The 16,998-nt window shown below is 47.9% G+C and carries 21 protein-coding genes, 1 tRNA gene and 1 pseudogene; 6 read left to right on the plus strand and 17 right to left on the minus strand.

The window, feature by feature from the left end; all coding sequences use genetic code 11:
- Nucleotides 1-58 precede the first annotated feature (58 nt).
- From FM107_RS02910 to FM107_RS02920, 3 genes are all read left to right on the plus strand, one after another.
- Complete coding sequence (locus tag FM107_RS02910) at nucleotides 59-823, plus strand: hypothetical protein (protein WP_086947009.1); 765 nt, start codon at nucleotides 59-61, stop codon at nucleotides 821-823.
- Between the two features lie 4 nt (nucleotides 824-827).
- The gene (locus FM107_RS02915) at nucleotides 828-1,817 is read left to right on the plus strand and encodes a DUF3078 domain-containing protein (RefSeq protein WP_086947010.1); all 990 of its coding nucleotides are present in this window, start codon (nucleotides 828-830) and stop codon (nucleotides 1,815-1,817) included.
- 74 nt (nucleotides 1,818-1,891) lie between these two features.
- Entirely contained in the window at nucleotides 1,892-2,722 is an 831-nt protein-coding gene (locus tag FM107_RS02920) for an N-acetylmuramoyl-L-alanine amidase (RefSeq protein WP_256959300.1), read from the plus strand.
- A 66-nt stretch (nucleotides 2,723-2,788) separates the two neighbouring features.
- Here the strand turns inward: FM107_RS02920 and FM107_RS02925 are convergent, their stop codons facing one another.
- From FM107_RS02925 to FM107_RS02950, 5 genes are all read right to left on the minus strand, one after another.
- On the minus strand, nucleotides 2,789-4,495 hold the full coding sequence (locus tag FM107_RS02925; protein WP_086947012.1) for a sodium:solute symporter: 1,707 nt from the start codon (nucleotides 4,493-4,495) through the stop codon (nucleotides 2,789-2,791).
- A 323-nt stretch (nucleotides 4,496-4,818) separates the two neighbouring features.
- A complete protein-coding gene (locus FM107_RS02935; protein WP_256959301.1) occupies nucleotides 4,819-7,149 on the minus strand; it encodes a PIG-L family deacetylase in 2,331 nt (776 codons plus the stop codon).
- Between the two features lie 561 nt (nucleotides 7,150-7,710).
- Nucleotides 7,711-7,968, minus strand: coding sequence for a hypothetical protein (locus FM107_RS02940; RefSeq protein ID WP_086947014.1), 258 nt, complete (start codon nucleotides 7,966-7,968; stop codon nucleotides 7,711-7,713).
- Nucleotides 7,949-8,263: a co-chaperone YbbN gene (locus tag FM107_RS02945; RefSeq protein WP_086947015.1), complete on the minus strand. Its 315-nt coding sequence runs from the start codon at nucleotides 8,261-8,263 to the stop codon at nucleotides 7,949-7,951. Before FM107_RS02945 ends, FM107_RS02940 begins: the two co-directional genes overlap by 20 nt.
- A 59-nt stretch (nucleotides 8,264-8,322) precedes the next feature.
- The gene (locus FM107_RS02950; RefSeq protein ID WP_086947016.1) at nucleotides 8,323-8,955 is read right to left on the minus strand and encodes a peroxiredoxin; all 633 of its coding nucleotides are present in this window, start codon (nucleotides 8,953-8,955) and stop codon (nucleotides 8,323-8,325) included.
- 179 nt (nucleotides 8,956-9,134) lie between these two features.
- Between FM107_RS02950 and FM107_RS02955 the strand changes: the two genes are divergently transcribed.
- A tRNA-Arg gene (locus FM107_RS02955) sits at nucleotides 9,135-9,209 on the plus strand.
- Here FM107_RS02955 and FM107_RS20160 read toward each other — a convergent pair.
- Nucleotides 9,169-9,858, minus strand: a complete 690-nt coding sequence (locus tag FM107_RS20160; protein WP_373407986.1) for a hypothetical protein — start codon at nucleotides 9,856-9,858, stop codon at nucleotides 9,169-9,171. The two genes, FM107_RS02955 and FM107_RS20160, sit on opposite strands and share 41 nt — an antisense overlap.
- On the opposite strand from FM107_RS20160, the gene FM107_RS19875 reads away from it, so the two are divergent.
- Nucleotides 9,742-9,984 carry a hypothetical protein gene (locus FM107_RS19875; protein ID WP_086947017.1) on the plus strand — a complete coding sequence of 81 codons (243 nt, stop codon included), beginning with the start codon at nucleotides 9,742-9,744 and terminating at the stop codon, nucleotides 9,982-9,984. The genes FM107_RS20160 and FM107_RS19875 overlap by 117 nt on opposite strands.
- 15 nt (nucleotides 9,985-9,999) lie before the next feature.
- Here the strand turns inward: FM107_RS19875 and FM107_RS20165 are convergent.
- Together FM107_RS20165 and FM107_RS02970 are read right to left on the minus strand one after the other, a co-directional pair.
- A pseudogene (locus FM107_RS20165) lies at nucleotides 10,000-10,782 on the minus strand (recombinase family protein); the annotation flags it as partial.
- Nucleotides 10,783-10,826: 44 nt separating this feature from the next.
- Nucleotides 10,827-11,024, minus strand: coding sequence for a hypothetical protein (locus FM107_RS02970; protein WP_086947018.1), 198 nt, complete (start codon nucleotides 11,022-11,024; stop codon nucleotides 10,827-10,829).
- A gap of 186 nt (nucleotides 11,025-11,210) precedes the next feature.
- Between FM107_RS02970 and FM107_RS19460 the strand changes: the two genes are divergently transcribed.
- Entirely contained in the window at nucleotides 11,211-11,372 is a 162-nt protein-coding gene (locus FM107_RS19460; protein WP_179204387.1) for a hypothetical protein, read from the plus strand.
- A 99-nt stretch (nucleotides 11,373-11,471) separates the two neighbouring features.
- Here the strand turns inward: FM107_RS19460 and FM107_RS02980 are convergent, their stop codons facing one another.
- From FM107_RS02980 to FM107_RS03020, 9 genes are all read right to left on the minus strand, one after another.
- The gene (locus tag FM107_RS02980; protein ID WP_086947020.1) at nucleotides 11,472-11,957 is read right to left on the minus strand and encodes a hypothetical protein; all 486 of its coding nucleotides are present in this window, start codon (nucleotides 11,955-11,957) and stop codon (nucleotides 11,472-11,474) included.
- A 71-nt stretch (nucleotides 11,958-12,028) separates the two neighbouring features.
- Nucleotides 12,029-12,553, minus strand: a complete 525-nt coding sequence (locus FM107_RS02985; RefSeq protein WP_086947021.1) for a hypothetical protein — start codon at nucleotides 12,551-12,553, stop codon at nucleotides 12,029-12,031.
- Complete coding sequence (locus tag FM107_RS02990; RefSeq protein ID WP_086947022.1) at nucleotides 12,537-13,397, minus strand: DNA adenine methylase; 861 nt, start codon at nucleotides 13,395-13,397, stop codon at nucleotides 12,537-12,539. The genes FM107_RS02985 and FM107_RS02990 overlap by 17 nt, the downstream gene beginning before the upstream one ends.
- Before the next feature lie 27 nt (nucleotides 13,398-13,424).
- Nucleotides 13,425-13,625: a hypothetical protein gene (locus FM107_RS19305; protein WP_143559405.1), complete on the minus strand. Its 201-nt coding sequence runs from the start codon at nucleotides 13,623-13,625 to the stop codon at nucleotides 13,425-13,427.
- A gap of 244 nt (nucleotides 13,626-13,869) precedes the next feature.
- A complete protein-coding gene (locus FM107_RS03000; protein ID WP_143559406.1) occupies nucleotides 13,870-14,382 on the minus strand; it encodes a hypothetical protein in 513 nt (170 codons plus the stop codon).
- A 3-nt stretch (nucleotides 14,383-14,385) separates the two neighbouring features.
- Nucleotides 14,386-15,258, minus strand: coding sequence for a hypothetical protein (locus tag FM107_RS03005; protein ID WP_086947025.1), 873 nt, complete (start codon nucleotides 15,256-15,258; stop codon nucleotides 14,386-14,388).
- Between the two features lie 39 nt (nucleotides 15,259-15,297).
- The gene (locus FM107_RS03010; protein ID WP_086947026.1) at nucleotides 15,298-15,615 is read right to left on the minus strand and encodes a hypothetical protein; all 318 of its coding nucleotides are present in this window, start codon (nucleotides 15,613-15,615) and stop codon (nucleotides 15,298-15,300) included.
- On the minus strand, nucleotides 15,612-16,133 hold the full coding sequence (locus FM107_RS03015; protein WP_086947027.1) for a hypothetical protein: 522 nt from the start codon (nucleotides 16,131-16,133) through the stop codon (nucleotides 15,612-15,614). Before FM107_RS03015 ends, FM107_RS03010 begins: the two co-directional genes overlap by 4 nt.
- A gap of 60 nt (nucleotides 16,134-16,193) precedes the next feature.
- Nucleotides 16,194-16,994: a DUF4099 domain-containing protein gene (locus FM107_RS03020; protein WP_086947028.1), complete on the minus strand. Its 801-nt coding sequence runs from the start codon at nucleotides 16,992-16,994 to the stop codon at nucleotides 16,194-16,196.
- Between the last annotated feature and the right edge of the window lie 4 nt (nucleotides 16,995-16,998).

Genomic DNA, 16,998 nt, shown 5'->3' on the forward strand with positions numbered 1-16,998 from the left:
AAGGCTAAAAGGTGTTAAAATTTGGAAAAGTTAACCGCTTTGCTGTAGTTTTATAGTTGTGAAGTTTTTACATTATCTAATCTTATTTTCTTTTTTACTTACTACTGGTATTGCGCTGCGCGCGCAGACGACCCAGGCGATTCAAGGCATAGTCTTTGATAAAGCTACGGGGCAGCGTATAGGTAGCGTGTTTATAAAGAACGCAAAATCGAAAGCTAATACCTATAACAACGTGCGCGGTGAATTTGGAATCCCTGTGACAGCAGGGGATACCATTATCGCAGCCAAAGAAGGTTTTAGTTCCGACACGTTGGTTTACCAGGATCAGAGAGTGCTCCTAGTATACTTACAGCGTAGCTCAATATACATTGCGCAAGTTGATGTTTTCGCGCGCAAATCGCCCGAGGAGATCTTAGCGCAGCGCCGCAAGGACTACAACAAGGCGTATAAACTGGCCGATCCAGGCTCCATATTCAGCGTGGGTCCCAGCGGCGCGGGTATCAGTATCGGCTCGATCTTTAATATGCTTAGTAAGGAAGGTAAAAATGCCAGGCGATTTACCAAGGTAATCCAGCGGGAGTATGAGGACAACGTTGTGGACTCCAAGTTTACGCCCGATTTGGTGCAAAATTTAACAGGGCTATCGGGCCAAAAGCTGCGCGTTTATATGAGTAACTTCCGGCCGAGTTATGCTTTTGTGATGATGGCCACGCAGTACGAATTATCCGCATACATACGAAGCAAGTATGAAATATTTAAATTAAATCCTAACTTGCGCTATTTACCGAAACTGCCGGATTTAGATTTAGAAGTTAATAATTAAAAACATGACGTTCAATAGGCTAATTGTACTTTTTGCACTTTATGCAACACTCAGTGTGGGCGTTGCTTACGCACAGATCGACCTCAAGGACTTGCGCGCAACGCCGGACACCAATATTGTAGACAAAGCCCCGGCTCCTGTAGATCAACTAAACAATATCATTGTCCCCATTCCGAATTTGGATTTAGAAGTTGATTACTGGAAGCATTGGACTAAGTTTGGAATTAATGCCAACCAGGCGGCTTTCAGTGGCAACTGGAATGCCGGAGGGGTTAATTCCGTGGCTGCCGGTCTTTTGGGATGGCACAAATCGGAGTATAATAAGAATAATTTTCAGTTTACGACTGAAATTGACTTAAAATATGGTATTGTTAGAAATGAAGGCCAGTTAGCGAAGAAGAACAATGACCGCATTTTCTGGGATAATAAGCTCGCTTATAAGCTCTCAAAGAGCTGGGCACTTTATTTCTCGCTCACTTTTGAGTCGCAGTTTGATGTGGGTTACAAATATAAGTTCGATGATGAGCTTGGTCGGGAACTCGTATCAGATACAATATCTAATTTCATGGCGCCGGGATATTTTACCGAATCTTTCGGTTTGGAATATAAGCCCGATGAAACATTTTCCGTTCGTTTCGGTACAGGTACGGCGCGTCAGACACTCCTAATAAATCGGGAGCGTCTTGGTCCGGAGCCAGACTATGGTGTGGAGCCCGGGAAAGAGTTTAAAAATGACCTGGCTTTTCAGCTGACAGCAAACCTCGATCGTAATTTGTCGAAGAATTTAAATATTAAATCAAGGTATAATCTGTTTGCAGACTATAACGATATTGGTGATCCGGATCACCGGCTGGACGTCACCCTGACAACAAAGATCACCAATCTTGTCAACGTGTCCTTGGGCGGTATAGTTGTCTACAACTCGGATGAAGCTCCTGAAGTGCAATATAGCCAGGCACTGGCATTAGGAATGACGTACACTTTACCAAGATAGTTAATTTGCAGTTGAGAGGATTTGGATTCTTATTTTGTATGTTGCTTGTTAGTTGCTCGACAAAGCAAAAAACTTTGGTTAGTAGCAAAGTCTCGGCACCTATACAAGTTGATACCACAAAGATTAACGTAGACTCTGTTGTCATTCCGTCTATTCGCGATACATTTGCCCAGGATGCACGACTTGATATACCAAATATTAGCGCTCCCGAAGATAAAGTCGGCGTGCAGATGCGTGAGGGCATTAATAAGAACGCCGATTGGTCACCAGCAATACATTATGATGTACGGAGGCCAAATTACGTTATCATTCACCACACAGCGCAACGTAGCTTAGCACAGACAGTACGAACCTTTCAGCTGGAGCATACGAAGGTGTCTGCACACTATGTTATAGGAAGAGATGGCCAGGTCGTACAGATGCTTAACGATTATTTGCGGTCTTGGCATGCCGGGCGCTCGAAATGGGGGACTATTACAGATATGAATTCCGTGTCCTTGGGCATTGAGCTGGACAATAACGGGCGTGAACCGTTTTCCGAAGCCCAGATACAGTCCCTGTTGACATTGCTAGAAACCTTGAAGACTAAATACCGTATTCCCTTTACCAATTTCATCGGACATTCGGATATCGCGCCGGCAAGAAAAAACGACCCGAGTGTGCTATTTCCATGGAAGCGGCTAGCAGCACGAGGTTTTGGCGTGTGGTATGATGAGAGTAATTTACAGCCCGTTCCTGCAAACTTTAACTACGTAGATGCTTTGCGTATTATCGGTTACGATGTGTCGAACCTACCCAGGACAATTGCAGCGTTTAAAAGGAAATTTATTCCACAAGATCCCAGCGCTGTCCTTTCTGAATACGACAGGCGGGTGCTGTATAATCTATACCAGCGTTATTATTAACGAACCTTAATGAGCCTAATGTTTCACGTAAAACATTTTAGGCTTTCGCTCTAAAAAAAGAAAGATTTATTGTTTTTCGATAGCGTGAACTTCGGTACGGAAAATCTGCTGTAGTATAAATCCAAATACGATCACACATATACAACCCACTAAATTCAACCACAGATAAGCCATAACGTCGCTCCACCAGAGGGCGAATATGAGTATTTCCGATATTATAGCGGCCCAAAACACGGCCTTGCCCCCTATCTGTTTTACATAGAATGCAACTAAGAAGACACCAAGGATTGTTCCGTAGAACAATGACCCCAAGATATTAACGGCCTCTAGCAAGTTGCCAAGCTGGCTGGCATACAAAGCAACGCCCAGGGTGATAAGTCCCCAAATAAGCGTAAACACCCTTGACGCATTTAAGTACCCTTGATCGGAAGCGCGCTTATTGACAAATCGTTTATAGATGTCGACCACCGTAGTGGAGGATAAGGAATTGATCGCACTCGCGGTTGCACCCATGGATGCTAGGAATATAATTGCAATGAGTAGTCCAATGAAGCCCTTGGGGAACGTGCTGGTAACAAATGACAAGAAGATGTAGTTATTATCGTTAAGTTCGGCGGTAGGGTCGTTCTTGACAAGTAGCTCTTCAACCTGTTTGCGAAGAACTTTGTCTTGTTGGTTTTTAGCTTGTAAGGCCACTCTGCTTTGATCGATTTTGGCTTGATCATCAGACTTCAAGGCGCCGGTAAGCTGCCGAACGACTAGGGTCTTCTCCTCGCTCAGTTGTTCGTGGCGCGCCATAATTTCCGCGTACTCTTCCTTGTAAGCACTATTTTCAATCTTGTTGACCTCTACTTGATTGAAAAATAAGGGCGCGGTATTAAACTGGTAGTATGCAAATACGAGAATGCCGATAAGTAAGATACAAAATTGCATAGGAACCTTTAGTAGCCCGTTCATCAAAAGCCCCATGCGCGAGTCACGCACCGAAGAGCCCGTGAGGTAGCGGCCAACTTGGCTCTGGTCAGTTCCGAAATAAGAAAGCTGTAGGAAGAACCCTCCTATTAAGCCTGTCCATACCGTATATTCATTGCTAAGGTCAAAACTCCAGTCAATGGCATTGGTCTTTCCGGATTTACCTGCTATATGTAGCGCCTCTTTAAAGCCGATATCCGAAGGAAGTAGGTGAACGACCGTCGCTCCTGCTGCCAGGAGTGCCGTAAATATTATGCCCATCTGTAAAAGCTGCGTATAAGAAACAGCCTTGGTCCCCCCCCAGACTGTATAGAGAATGACAATAGAACCAATGATGAGCGTTGTATAGGTCACATCAAGCCCCAAAATACTCGACAGGATGATGGAAGGGGCGAAGATGGTGATTCCGGTGGATATCCCGCGCTGAATAAGAAATAGTATAGCAGTAAGTGCCCTTGTTTGTACGTTGAAGCGTTTTTCTAAGAATTCGTAAGCCGTATAAACTTTCAGTCGGTGGAAAATGGGGACGAATGTGACACATAACACAATCATCGCTATGGGTAGACCAAAGTAAAACTGTACAAAGCTCATTCCCGAGGAATACGCCAGCCCGGGCGCAGATAGAAAGGTAATAGCACTGGCCTGGGTGGCCATTACCGAGAGCCCGACATTATACCAAGGTAACTGCCGGTCGCCGACGATATAACCGTCTATATTCTTGATGCCTCTACTCTTGTACATTCCATAAGCGACAATAAGTAGAAGCGTAAAAAAGAGTACTATCCAGTCAATAGTACTCATGAAAAATGTTGGGTGAACCAATACATGAGTAAAATACAAGCGGCAAGCCACATGCATATCAGCATATAGAAGCTACGCCAGGTTGTTACGAGTGGTGGAAATCCCCTATCTGTCATGTGGTTTATGTGGTAGAAATGCACTAATAAAGAAAATGCCGAAAATTAATCCGATTATAGCGCCTATGATAAATCCTAATAATGTACCGGTAGTCACGATAGATATTAAGGCTCCAAACACAGTTCCAATTACAAGGATAAGGCCTTTGTCGTTCAATTGTACGTTGTCTTCTACTTGATTTTCCATTTTGATATTATGTCTATTTTTTATTTTGTTAACAAATTTACAAATAATCTATTAGCTCCGGGAACTCCGGCGGGTAATTGTCGGAAAAAAGATATGGAAGTATATACGAATTTTCCTTTTCCGTGGTTTAAAATCAGTAGTGAGCCGTTGTGCTGATCTTCGCCCGTGTCGGCCATTGTTAGAGGCGTGCTGTAGGCAGGATCGATATCCTGAGCAAAGTAGAGGCCCCTTTCTTGCACCCACCCATCGAAATCTTTTGCGGTGATTTTATTTGGGTAGCTCCACAGCGGATCGGACGGATCGGTAAACGTTACTTTAGCATCCTCTTGGGTGACCCGTGCGCGACTTAATGTAAATGGTTTCGGAGCAAATTTTTCTTTCTGTAAACGGCTATTCACGTTGTATTGCATAAGTGCAACACCACCTTGTTCCACATAGGCATATATGATAGGGAGTTTATCCGCAAGGTATGGATTAACATTCATTGCACGAATGCCCATGATTACCGCCTGGTAGCCTTTTAGTTGATCCAGCGAGAGTTTGCTCGCATCAATGATATCTACTTGGGTTCCGATGTTGCGTAGGGCCTCGGGCACCAGATCGCCCGCGCCTGCGATATACGCCACCTTTTCTATGGGGTTTACAAGGTCAATGGTGCGTAATGTCGCGCGCGCTGGAGGAAACCAGACCTGCTGGGCAATATGGTCGTAACGAATTTGGTGAAGATCTTTTAATTCATCTCCCTGGTAGCGGAAGCTGAGTGTGGCGCTATCACCATGCTGATCCCCCAAAGCCTCAACCTGCAGCATTTTGGTGATTTTTGGATTGTTTTCATCGAAATCCAACACTATTTCTTGGGGGCTAATTTTCCAGCGCTTAGCCGATAGATCTATGGCTACCTTCGTCTGTTTGGCCTGGCCGGTGTTGTTGCTAAACTGAACAACGATTGTTTTGGCCTGCCCTTTTCTAATCAGCTGGTTGCCCGTTATGGAGGCGGTGATCTGCGGAACGATCTCTAAGAAGGAATATACTTCGCCCTGCACAGGATCAATCAGACGGTGCTGGATCGGCGTGTTTACCGTCAGGCGGACTCCTCCCACCCATATAGTAATAGCGCTGCTGGGCAGATCTGGGTTGCTCGGAAAACCAATATTTTGGGGCTCAACATCAAATTTCCCTTTTCCTACGGGTTTCTCCAGCCAATAAGGTTGCGTGATTTTGGTCGCGGTGTAACTTCCCTTAATCTGCAGGGATTCGTTAAATGGAATCTTTTTGTCCAGTACGTTGTTGTCGATACGTTCAAGGGTAACGTCGACGTGTGGGCTACGGACTATAATCTCCGTATTAAAATCCGTGGTTTCGCCGAGAGTTATTCGGCCTCGGTCCGCAATTGATTCTACTTTTATACCCGCGCAAGCTAGCAGCAGACTTTCTACCTCTTGGGTTTTACGTGTTTTCCAGTAGCCTTCGTCTAGTTTTTGAATTTCTTTCCAAAGTTTTGCTAAACCAGCAATGGAGTTCTGAGGGGAATTCGGGTCGTAACTTTTTATGATCTGCTCGACTTGCGGCTGCACGTGATCGGCATTGGGCACTCTTCCCCAGCTCAAGTCGATCGAATCGAATAGATCTTCGCTGGCGCGCTTGCCCTCGACATGCTCGAATGACTCGACCGAGAGCCCGTTTGTCGCACCGGAACCGAAACCCTGGCTTTTGTGCTGCGAGCGGCTGATGGCAGATATTTCTCCATAAGATTTCCCCAACAAAGGGTTAAATGCTCCGATATCGATTTTTAGTTGCCCCTGGCTCCCTTGCATGCGCATAAAGTTTGCAGTATTCCATATAAGACGAGTGGCCTTCCAAGGAGAAACCTGCTTTAATTGCTCGGGAAACATATCGGGGTTCGCTGCGGCCGTGTAGGCAAGTTGGGCGAGTATAGCGGATGCCTGGTGGTGTCCGTGGCCCCCTCTTTCGTCGGGCGGAAAGCGAGTAATGATTATATCAGGCTGTAATTTTCTGATGATCCAAACAGCCTCACGCAACGCTTCTTGTTTTTGCCAAAAACGGAATGTCTCGTCGTATGTTTTTGAAAAACCGAAGTCGTAGGCCGAGGAAAAATATTGCTCACCGCCGTCGACCTTACGCGCCTGAAGCAGTTCTTGTGTTCGGATTAATCCGAGTTCGACGCCTTGCTCCGTGCCGATCAGATTTTGTCCTCCATCACCTCTGGTTAACGATAGATAAGCGGTGCGCACTTTTCGCTCGGAAGCGAGGTATGCGATAAGTTTTGTGTTTTCGTCATCCGGATGTGCGGCAAAATATAGGGCCGTCCCGAGTACGTTCAGCCGTTCCATTCTGAGTAAGATTTCCGACGAATTAAGGGGAGTGGATGATTGCCCCTGCGCGAGGCTTGCAACGAATAAGGATATGAATAATATAAAGTAACTTCTGCACATAGCCCTAAAAATAGCAAATTTTTTACCACCTGCCCACCGGTAATAGTTAATTGTTTTTCGAAGCAGTGTAGAAACGGTGTATGTGAGCGTTGCTTGTCTATGCATGTAACCGGTCTATGTCTCGTAAAGGGTGAGGACTTGGTTGTGCTTATAGCCGATTTTTTGAAGGGTTAGGTGTCGACAATCGACGTGCAGGACAAAAAATAAAAGGAATCAAATCGCCATTTGATTCCTTTTACCAACAATTAAAAATCTTTTGTCTAAAACTTCCAATTCACACGGTGAATTTTGTAAAAACCAAATAGTAATAGTCCTCAGTTTTAAAATAGTAACCTTTAGTGTTAGTAAAAGTAGGATAAATAATAATAGCTTTTTCGTATACTTGTATAAAACTTTTCCACAAAGGAGAAGTTATGAACAACGGCGTTGAAGAAAGCCTTATTCGTCAATAGTTGCGTACTATTTATCGATCGAACCCAATACGCGTTTCATAAAATTGTTTAACGCGTCTTTTTTAGGAGCTCCGTCTTTTATTAATTTATCGACTTCGATTGCACCATACATATTGGATATTAATTCGCCAATTACGTCGAGCTCTTCATCTTTTAAAGAAGACACCTCGGTTAAAGCTTCAAGCGTTTCAATAGATTCTAATACGAAGTCAGCGTCGTTTTGCTCAATAAACTCGAGTAAATGTTTAATTACTGGTAACTTCATTCAATAAACCTGTTAATCCGTCAATTTTGTTTGTTTGTACTTGATTTACCAACTTGCCTCCTTTGAATGCAGCGAACGTTGGTAAGTTGTCTACGTTCGCGAGTTTTCTTGACTCAGGGTATTTTTCGGCATCTACGATTACGAACGATATTTTTTCGTTTTCAGCAGCCATTTTTTTGAACTTAGGCTTCATAATGCGGCAGTTTCCGCACCACGATGCTGCGTATTGAACCAATACAGTCTCATTGTTGTTTACAAGTTCTTGTAAAGAGTCATTTTCTAATTCTAATAGCATGATAAAATATTTTAATTAGGGGAGAATGAAATATCCTCCCCCCTTGTTAATACAAATAATTAGTTTGCTGAAAGGTATGAAGCAACACCTTCACGTGTAGCGTTCATAGCGTCTTTTCCTTCTTCCCAGTTTGCTGGACAAACTTCACCATGTTTTTGAACATGAGTATAAGCGTCTACTAAACGGATATATTCTTTTACGTTACGACCCAAAGGCATATCGTTTATGGACTCATGGAATACTTTACCGTCTTCGTCGATTAAGTATGTTGCGCGGTAACTGACAGCAGATCCTTCTACTAGAGTACCGTATTCCGGGTGTTCTACCTCGTTCATTTCCAAGATGCCTAAGACACTTGAAAGGTTACGATTTGTATCAGCAATGATAGGGTATTCTACTCCTTCGATTCCTCCATTGTCTTTTGCCGTGTTTAGCCATGCAAAGTGAACCTCGGCAGAGTCGCAAGAAGCACCAACAATAATGGTGTTTCTTTTTGCTAATTCTTCGGAAGCTTCTTGGAAAGCGTGCAGTTCAGTGGGGCAAACAAAAGTAAAGTCTTTAGGGTACCAAAACAATAGTACTTTTTTACCTTCAGATTTTGCCTTTTCAAAAATGTTAAGTGTGAAGTTGTCACCTAAGTAGTCGATCGCGTCAACCGTAATGTTAGGGAAATTTTTACCTGTAAAGCTCATATTATATATTCTTTCTTTTTGTGTTACAAAAGTAAACTTTTTAATAGTGTAAAAGAATCGAATATCTCGATAAAGAATAGTTAAAATCTATTTGTTAAGCGGATTGTTAATAGTTTTTAATTATTGTAATTAAGGATTAAAAATAAGTATTTTTGCTCCTGCTGAAAACATGCGGCGAGGGCCCCGTAGTTCAACGGATAGAATAGATGTTTCCTAAACATTTGATAGCAGTTCGATTCTGCTCGGGGCTACCAAAGTTGCGAAAGAGGCAAAATCCAGACCTAATTCTGGTATGCCTCTTTTTTTATTGGTTATAAGTTGCTGAAAATAAGCGATATATGAGAATATCAGATTTATCCTCGGGGTTCGACATTCGTCTGTTTTCTTGCTATAGCTGATACCCTCCGGGAAGAGCAGAAACTGGATACGTTTTTTGGTGTTATAGTCGGCAGAAACCCACTTTAAGGGCAATTCAAGAGCGAATTGCAAGGCGAAACCGACGTTCTCGTCAAGGTTCGACACCTGTCGGGAGAGCTTCATCAGATTTTCCTCGATTTCGGCCTTTTCCCCATCGTATTTTTTCCGGTATTTCCGGTACAGGTCACCTCCAATTTCTTCCTCAACGTAACGTTCCTCCAGCCTGTTGATCTTTTTTAGGACTTCGGTGTGCTGGTCCTGCAGGTTACGGTAGTCGTCCTGATCCCCTGTGGTCAGTTCGTTGAATTTGACGATAGCCTGCTTGTATACTACCTCGATCATGCCTTTGGCCTTATCCACCTTAAATGTATGAAGTATACGCTCAAAAAGCGTATTGAGCGCGTTTGCGCTTTTATTGTTATTGCATGCTTTTGTGCTGCATTTGTAATAATGCAGGTTCTTTTTCTTTACAATATAACCACGCATGGGCTTTCCGCAGTGGTCGCATACCAGGAAACGCTTGAGCGGAATCTCCGAGTTTTCCCCGTTGATCCGGTATCCCTGCGCGTTTTCCTTGAGCAGGCCATTTACCTTCAGGAAGACCTCGCGTGAGACCAGTCCCTCGTGGTTCCCTTCCACGACCTTTCCCTCCAGCATGTTGTGTACCATCATGCCGCAATAGAATGGGTTGCGTAGTATCTTGGACATATGCTGGTGGCAGACCTTTAGGCCCTTTTCGGCAAGCCTTGCCCTTATGGCCTCGATGGAAAGGTTATCGTGGGCTTTCCAGTGGAACGCCTGGCGGATGAGCCTGCCCTTGGCATTGGCCACTATTTTGCGTTTGCCATTTTGCCTGGTGACCTCGTAACCCATGGGCGGTTGTGTGGGCCAGTCCCCACGCAGGAGCATTTCCCTCGTACCTGCCATGCATTTCTGCCTGCGCAGCTGGTTGTCGAATTCCCCGAACAGGAAGAGCATCTTCTGCTGCATCTGTCCGGATGCGTTGGAGGTGTCGATGGGCTGCGTTACCGATATGATCTCGATACCAAGCCTCCGCAGCTCATTGGTGAGCCAGATGGAATTGTCATTGCGGGAAAAGCGCTCAAGGCTGTACACCAGGATGTAGGATATCTTTCCCTTGAACTTCTTCACGAAGGCGATCATGGCGGTAAACTGCTTCCTTTCGTCGGTTTCCGCACTTTCGTAGGTTCCACCGAAGGTGGCGGCGAGGTTGTACCCCATCTTTTCGGCGTAGAGCGTACAGGCTTTGAGCTGCGTGGCGAGGCTCAGGTTGTCGGCCTGCTGGCTGCTGCTCACCCGTGTGTAGATCACGCAGTCCTTGCTGCTCTTCAATACCTTGGGTTCTTTTTTTCCTTTTGCAAAGGTGTCAAAAAAAAGTGTTTCGGACATAAGCGAACAATTAAAACGTCAGTATTAAATAGTGCTCTAATATACTAAATATCAGTGTTTTTACCTTGATTTTCTTTCTGTTTTTTGTAACATTCGAGTGCGATTTCGACAAAAGTCTTGACAGTGCGTATGACCTCTTCTGCCTGTTCGTCGGTAAAATGGGCGAACATCGGGATCGCCTTGACTTCCTGCACTGTGACATCGTGTTTCCGTGTTATATCTTCCTTTTTAACGTATTTCATAAGGTGGGTGTCTGGGGTAGTGAGAGAATGGTTGATAGAACTGAAAATAAATCAACAATCAGTTGATATACAGCACATTGTTATGTATATTTGTAGTGTAATCAAGGAGGCAATACCATGAAGACTTTTATCTATTTATGCATCACCGCCATGTTTTCCGCCGGAGCCCTGCTCGCTGCGACGACGATGTCCAATCCGTGGCCGGTATTTGCTGTTGTCGTTGGGGTGTGGGTACTGTTCGTGCGTGGCGAGGGGAATCGGGATAGGGAGAATGCACGGCGCAGGCAGCGCGAGGAACTGTTCGATGAGTGGCTGCGTTCGCAGAACCGTGGCGGAAGACATTATTGATGCCGGGCGGCAGGTTATTGGTTCCCGCCGCCGCAAGATTTCAGAAGGTTTTATGTGATGCCCCGGTGGGGTATTTTTCTTTTTTGCCCGTAACAGACCTTACCTTGTAAGGCCCCGGGGGCTGTCCGGTCCGGTTTTCTTCCTTTCCAGCAAGAGTTCGAGGATTTCCATATCGGTTTCGTAGGATTGGCCTTCAAAAAGGTATACGCCGCTTTCATCATATTCAAAGCGGGAAAAATCCTCATAATCGAGACGGGAGTCGGTCAGTATGCCCTGCCCATAGTTTGCCTCGCCGAATATCCCCATAGCGAACTCCGAATACATGTGCATGAACCCGGCCTTGAAATGGTCGGCTGTCTGTACGAGGATTTCCGTGTTGGGCACCCATCTCGTGTCATAATAAAAGGTACCTTCTTCGAGATAGATGTCAAACAGGTAGCCATCGTCCGATTGTATGAACGGTGGTAGCTGGCCTCGACCGGTTTCCTTTTCCCGGGAGGCCATTGCTTGGAACATCTGTTCCATTTCCTCAAGTTTCCGGGGTTCTCCCGTAAATATCACGATGTTGTTGCACCAGTTCGCCATAATCGGTAATTTATAGGGTTCATACCTCGCTGCTTTGTTCTTTTTACCGGTAAAGGCAATGCGCCGGGGCGTCAGCGGTTACGCCCGACCGACAATGGCCTGTCAATGGAAAGGATTTCGATCTGGGATGCCCTGAACACAACATATTCCGCCTGCTCATTGCCGAGATCGGATAAAATGCCGTCATATCCGGCGGCGATCATCATTCCGTGCGCATCCTCGTTGTTGAGGCCATCGCGCATTTCGCCCAGTTCCCCGAGGCTGATCTCATCGTAGATGGTCTGGAGCGCCGTGGCATTGTCCAGCTTGTCCCCGGTTAGGATTTCCCAGATGGTGGATGCCTGGCTTTCATCGCTAAAAATGGAATGCAGCCGCAGGTCGATGGGATTCCTGATGTCGAGATGGGCGGTGATGATCGTATCGCCGAAAAGCAGGGCGTTTTCTTTTTTGTCTGCAAAGAAAAAACCGTGCAGGGTATTGTCCCAAGCGGTATTGCTGCCCCTGAATGTATCCTCGAACCGCTCGAAGAAGGCGTGTGTACCATGGTAGAACAAGGCACGGGGATCGACTGTCGGTCTTTCATATTGTTCCATCATCTTCCCTATCTAAGTGTTCATCGAAATCGGCCTCCAATTGTTCGCCGATGGGATAATTGGCCACGAGCATCTCGGTCTTGGTTTTCTGGTCACCGCCCTTGGCATTGACCGATACCTTCTGCCTGACCGACCATTTCTGCCAGCCATACTTTTTCGTGTATCGCTCCAGTGGGGGTGACGGATAGGATGAAAGCAGGAATTTGCCCTGTATCTTGCTGAGCAGGTAGAGCAGTTCCTCGTAATCCCGTTCGCTGTACCCGTCATAATGGCCGAGGTCGGAATTATAATACGGCGGATCGCAGTAGAAGAAGCTCTCGGGCGTATCCCTGCTGGCGATGACGTAGAGGGCGTCGGCACATTCCATCTGGCACCGTTGCAGCCGGGTAGCGAATATCTTGGTGAACCCGTCCCTTTTGGTGTTGATCTTCCTGGTGGTCGTATTATTGGTCACGTCGAATCCCCAGCTGCCGTCGAGCATGCCGGCAAAGGACTGGGCGCTGAGCATCCATACCGCCCATGCCCGTTTGATATCGGAAAACAGATCGGGGTTGTTGTATATAACCCAGGCCTTGCGGTGCAGGTCACGGCTATGGAGGCTGGTACGTATCTCAGCCTCAAGGCCGGTAAAATCCTGCTTGACCACACGGTAGAAGTTGACCAATTCGCGGTTGGTATCGTTGATGACCTCGACCCTGGAGGGGCGCTTGGCGAAAAGGATGGCGGCCCCACCAACGAAGGGTTCGCAGTAAAGGGTGTGCCGGGGGATGAGTGATATGATCCGGGCGGCGAGCTTCTGCTTGCCGCCATAATAACTGATGGGAGTCCGGAGCCTGATCTTGGTCATGTATACTATATATAAGGTGTGATTGTATCAGAGAATGTCATTGATGGTAAAGTCCATCAGCTGGCCGTCCACCAGCAGGGTGACCCGGCACTTGATATCGGGCATGCCCATGCTGTGTACGGGGAAACGCCTGCCGTTGAGGTGGTAGTGCGGCGAAGAGGGTTCGAGGTTGAGGGTGGCGGAGCCGGATCCCCTAATCCGGTCGATCCGTTGGAATATGCGTTTCATATGCAATGGTTTTAAAGGTGTGGTCGTCTTTTCCCCTGTCATGGGGTGGTCCTGTGGATTGGTAAAAGGCGTGGTCTTAAAAGGTACAGGTGAAGCTTGCCGGGTGGCTGGGCGTACCTTTTAAGTCCACGCGCGGGTGTCCGAAGGTCTGCGGTCGGCCCGGCGCACGAACGCACCCGGCGATAGCGTGGTGCGCGGCGGCGAGGACGTTCCGCAGTCCTACAGGGCAATGGGAGAACCTGTCCTAACGTTGTCTGCTCCTGTCCGTGGAAGTATCGCCGAATTCCCAGGGAAGCTGCGTACGTGAATTGTCCAGGGTCAGCTGGTCGGTACGTTTTTGCAACAGGCAGGCAAAAAGACCTAGTTCCGGGAGTTTGAAAGAGCGATCCCGGAGCAGGCCATCCACCAATTCCCCGGCTTCTTTGAGTTGCCCGCCGGTCTGCGCCTTGTTGATGACCTGCCGGATATGTTCGGCGGAAGGCTCGAGGGCAACCTGCTGCAAACAGATATATTCAAAGAAAGCACGGTCTTCGTATGGAGGCCTGTAGGTCAGGTTGTAACTGACGTCGAACTGCTCTGCAAGGCGGTTGAGTGCAGCGATCGGTGGTGACCACCGCGACTCGAAATTGAACGAGTCGCGGTAAATGGAGATGTCAAGGAACGGTGGCGAATTATATTCCAGGGAAGCACAGTACGCCAATGCCTTATCGCTGTTCGCCCCTGAGAACGTCACGGAGTTGGAGCAATAGTTGGCCATATGCTACCGCCCCCGCTTCTGGCCTTCCTGCTGTTCCGGCTCCTGCTCCCAGGGCAACGGTTCGGCCTGCCGCCCCGTATGATGGGCAGGGTTTTCGGCAGTTGCCTGTTGCTGCCTTTCTTTGTCCCTTGCGGCAGCCCTTTCGGGGAATATGGCCTCATCGCGTATCTCCACCCTGTTCTTATCATAGATGTCGATGGTCTTCATCTGGGGATTGGCGGCGATGGACACGGGGACGTTCTTCTTCCCGATGGTCAACTCGGCATGGAAATAGTTGCCGTTTCGTAGGGTGGCCTGGGCTTCCTGCACTTTTTCGGCGGTATCCAATCCCTTGAGGGGATATTTGCCGAGGGCATCGGCAAGATCATAACCGTATTCCGGCCGGAAGGTACGCAGGGGATGGTTGCCATAAGCATCGGTGATATCGAGGTTGAGCTTGAACCACATGTTCACCTTATCGGGCTGTGTACCCTGCTGCTGGCCATCGTCCCTGGCACGCAGGAAAACCTCCTTTTCGAGCGATAATCCCGAGAGCAGTTTGTGGGCCTGTAGTGCGGTAATCCGATGATCCCGCGCCAGGTCAAAGCGCTGTGACATCACTATGGGATTGTCCGCTTTGCGTAAGGTCACGTCATAGGTATTGAGGAAATACATGTCGCTGTCCTTGGATCGGTTGAAGTTGATGGCGAAGGAAAGGTGGTCGGTACGCGGGGCGTTCATATCCTTTGCGTCCAGCGGCCTGCGCTCGCTGGTGATGCCGAGGCTGAAAGCTGGCATCTCGCGCCGGATGGCGGTTTCCAGCACGTCGTTGAGCCTGCTACCAAAGCCCAGGCCGTCGAGCGTTTTCTTGAGGTACTCCAGATTGTTCTCGTTCATGTTGTTTTGATTTTAAGGGTTAAAAAATTCAGTAAGCGGTCAGAAAAGGGTCATCTGACCCCGATGCGGCAGTTTGTAGCCGTTCTCGATGGCGAGGTTTTCGCCGATGGCGGTCACCAGTTCCCCGATGGAGGCGTAATCCGTGCCGTCAAGGGCCTGCGTATGGAAGAAATGGGAACGGTAGCCGGTTTCGCTGATGATGCCGGACTCCGCGCGGTATTCGATGTGGCTGATCAATGGGTCTTTCTGGTCTTCCGCCTTTTTATCGGGCCAGTAGAACCGGTAATTGACCTGTACGGGAAAATCGAAGACCCTGATCTCGAGGTTGGTGTTCTGTTTGAATTGTTCGGGTATCATGGTGTATTGATTTGTTGGTCCTGCAGGCGGACATGCGCTTCCAGCATGGCCGAAAATGATACCGCTCCCTTTGGTTTGATGGTACGGTAGGCGGATCGCAGTCCGGTGAGCACGCGGAAGCGGTGCAGGGAAAATTCCGGCACGGGGATGCGCAATTGCCCGCCCCTGTGGGAAAAGACGACCTGCCCGTCGTCCAGCCTAAAGACGGTATCCCTGCGCATCAGCCATAGGGCGGCCTTGCAGTCGAGCACCTTGCCACAGAGGTCGTCGTCGAACACGCCGACCGTCCTGGCGTTGGGATAGCGATACCTCAGTGCAAGTAGCTGCGTGGCGGTGGGCAATAGTCCAATAACGGTAAATACATTACTACCGGGCCTGCCGAGCAACTGGGGATGGAGGTGACAGAAACAGAGAGCATCGATCGCGGTGTGGAAAAGGAAATGCTGCCTTGCCATGTGCGGTTCCGCTGCACTGTCCATCACCTTGAGGATCGGTGTACCTGCGGGGGTGATGTCCATCCACGCTGCAAAGTAGTCCCGTACCCGGCTGTCAATATGCTGCAACGACAGCATGGACGCCTAACGGGAACGGCTTTTGCCCAGGTTCCTTTCCTGTTGTTCCAGCTCCTGTGCGGGATCGAATGCTTGTACCGCTGTGTTTTTGGATCGCTGCCACTGCTGCATGTCCAGCATCGCTCTTTGATAGCCCTCAGTATAAGCGTCCTTCTGGCCATTTTTGTTACCGAAGAGATTACGAAGGCCACGGAGCAACAGGTAGGAAATCCCACCATCGAGGATGAGCGAGTACATGAGTGCGTCGCGGTTGGAGGTTACCCCGCTACGGCTGCTAGCGCGGCGTTGCAGGCGCGTTCCCTCGGAAAGCTGGAGGACATCGCCGTTGCGGTACTGCTCTTTCTGGAGGTCGGACAGCTTCTCGCCATTGATCTTTGCCGGAACCTTCACTTTGGTAGGGTCAGTGGATATGAATTCCCTGGTTTCCGGGTCGTACTCGATGACCCACGACTTTTTCTTTCCGTCCCCCGCCTGATAGGTCTTCAGGACATGGGTGAGCGTGCCCTGCTCGAGCTGTTCCGCTTCGGCATCCAGCAGCAGCGGATGTTTCTTGATGTCTCGGTAGATGGGGTGCAGCTGGAGGGTGATGTGGCCATCCGGGGTTCGTTCGAGCGAGAGCTTGGCATCCATCTTTTTGATGTGTATGCCATCGCTGTTGAGGTCGCGGAGGGTGATGAGGTCTGTCCGGTGTCCTGTGAGCAGGGCACCGAGATCTTCCTCCGATAGGTCTGGCCTGCCGTTCCTGATCAGTCCGATTTTCCGTAATTCCCCTATGGGGAGCTCGTTTTCGTTGAATTGATTGTCCATAAAA

The sequence above is a fragment of the Sphingobacterium sp. JB170 genome (assembly GCF_900163865.1).
In the GTDB taxonomy this organism is placed as follows: Bacteria; Bacteroidota; Bacteroidia; order Sphingobacteriales; family Sphingobacteriaceae; genus Sphingobacterium.

Bases quoted from the DNA above. Each gene is read 5' to 3' on its own strand.
- FM107_RS02990 (WP_086947022.1), bottom strand. From the start codon at position 13,397: ATGACCAAGATCAGGCTCCGGACTCCCATCAGTTATTATGGCGGCAAG.
- FM107_RS02915 (WP_086947010.1), top strand. From the start codon at position 828: ATGACGTTCAATAGGCTAATTGTACTTTTTGCACTTTATGCAACACTC.
- FM107_RS03000 (WP_143559406.1), bottom strand. From the start codon at position 14,382: ATGGCCAACTATTGCTCCAACTCCGTGACGTTCTCAGGGGCGAACAGC.
- FM107_RS03005 (WP_086947025.1), bottom strand. From the start codon at position 15,258: ATGAACGAGAACAATCTGGAGTACCTCAAGAAAACGCTCGACGGCCTG.
- FM107_RS02985 (WP_086947021.1), bottom strand. From the start codon at position 12,553: ATGATGGAACAATATGAAAGACCGACAGTCGATCCCCGTGCCTTGTTC.
- FM107_RS03020 (WP_086947028.1), bottom strand. From the start codon at position 16,994: ATGGACAATCAATTCAACGAAAACGAGCTCCCCATAGGGGAATTACGG.
- FM107_RS03015 (WP_086947027.1), bottom strand. From the start codon at position 16,133: ATGGACATCACCCCCGCAGGTACACCGATCCTCAAGGTGATGGACAGT.
- FM107_RS03010 (WP_086947026.1), bottom strand. From the start codon at position 15,615: ATGATACCCGAACAATTCAAACAGAACACCAACCTCGAGATCAGGGTC.
- FM107_RS19460 (WP_179204387.1), top strand. From the start codon at position 11,211: ATGTCCAATCCGTGGCCGGTATTTGCTGTTGTCGTTGGGGTGTGGGTA.
- FM107_RS02945 (WP_086947015.1), bottom strand. From the start codon at position 8,263: ATGCTATTAGAATTAGAAAATGACTCTTTACAAGAACTTGTAAACAAC.
- FM107_RS19305 (WP_143559405.1), bottom strand. From the start codon at position 13,625: ATGAAACGCATATTCCAACGGATCGACCGGATTAGGGGATCCGGCTCC.
- FM107_RS02925 (WP_086947012.1), bottom strand. From the start codon at position 4,495: ATGAGTACTATTGACTGGATAGTACTCTTTTTTACGCTTCTACTTATT.
- FM107_RS19875 (WP_086947017.1), top strand. From the start codon at position 9,742: ATGAAGTATACGCTCAAAAAGCGTATTGAGCGCGTTTGCGCTTTTATT.
- FM107_RS02940 (WP_086947014.1), bottom strand. From the start codon at position 7,968: ATGAAGTTACCAGTAATTAAACATTTACTCGAGTTTATTGAGCAAAAC.
- FM107_RS02935 (WP_256959301.1), bottom strand. From the start codon at position 7,149: ATGGAACGGCTGAACGTACTCGGGACGGCCCTATATTTTGCCGCACAT.
- FM107_RS02950 (WP_086947016.1), bottom strand. From the start codon at position 8,955: ATGAGCTTTACAGGTAAAAATTTCCCTAACATTACGGTTGACGCGATC.
- FM107_RS02970 (WP_086947018.1), bottom strand. From the start codon at position 11,024: ATGAAATACGTTAAAAAGGAAGATATAACACGGAAACACGATGTCACA.
- FM107_RS02980 (WP_086947020.1), bottom strand. From the start codon at position 11,957: ATGGCGAACTGGTGCAACAACATCGTGATATTTACGGGAGAACCCCGG.
- FM107_RS20160 (WP_373407986.1), bottom strand. From the start codon at position 9,858: ATGCGTGGTTATATTGTAAAGAAAAAGAACCTGCATTATTACAAATGC.